Annotated in this window: 1 pseudogene; it reads left to right on the top strand. The window is 44.5% G+C overall.

What is annotated here, in order from left to right:
• A pseudogene (locus tag A3735_RS30585) lies at window positions 1–714 on the top strand (NAD(P)/FAD-dependent oxidoreductase); the annotation flags it as partial.

Genomic DNA, 714 nt, shown 5'->3' with positions numbered 1-714 from the left:
GGCTACACGCACGCCTATGAGCGCAATGGTTATGAGTGGGATGTTGGTGTTCATTATATTGGTGAGGTTCATAAGCCTTGGACGGTGCTGCGCCGTTTGTTTGATGTGATCACAGATGGTCAGCTCAAATGGGAAGAGATGGACCCGCTTTTCGATCAAGTGATTATAGGCGGTAAAGAGTATAACTACCTAGCGGGAAAAGACGCTTTCAAAGACGAGATGAAGAAGAATTTTCCATCAGAGACTGAAGCTATCGATAAGTATGTGGAGCTTCTATATAGGGTAAGCTCTCTTGTGCCAAAATTCTTTGCCGGACAGGCAATGCCCAGAATGGCAGGTTTGCTCTATAACCGCGTTCGCCATAAATTTCTTCCGGATTATTTCTATAAAACAACTTACGAGGTGCTGAAAGAGCTTACTGATAACGAAGAACTTATCGGCGTCTTAACCGCTCAGTGGGGGGATTATGGTTTACCTCCTAAGAAAGCATCATTCATGATGCATGCGATGGTGGCGAAGCATTACTTGAATGGTGGTAGTTACCCGGTTGGGGGGGCAGCAAAAATTGCAGAGACAATTATTCCAGTGATTCAGCGTTCAGGAGGAAATGTCTTTACCTATGCTGGTGTGGATGAAATTCTCATCAAAAACAATAAAGCTTATGGCGTAAGGCTGAAGAAAGGTCAGGAAATTACGGCTGATGCAGTGGTAAGT

Source organism: Oleiphilus sp. HI0061 (genome assembly GCF_001635675.1).
Note: the sequence above shows the minus strand (reverse complement) of the source record. Positions and strands in the feature narration are given on the sequence as shown.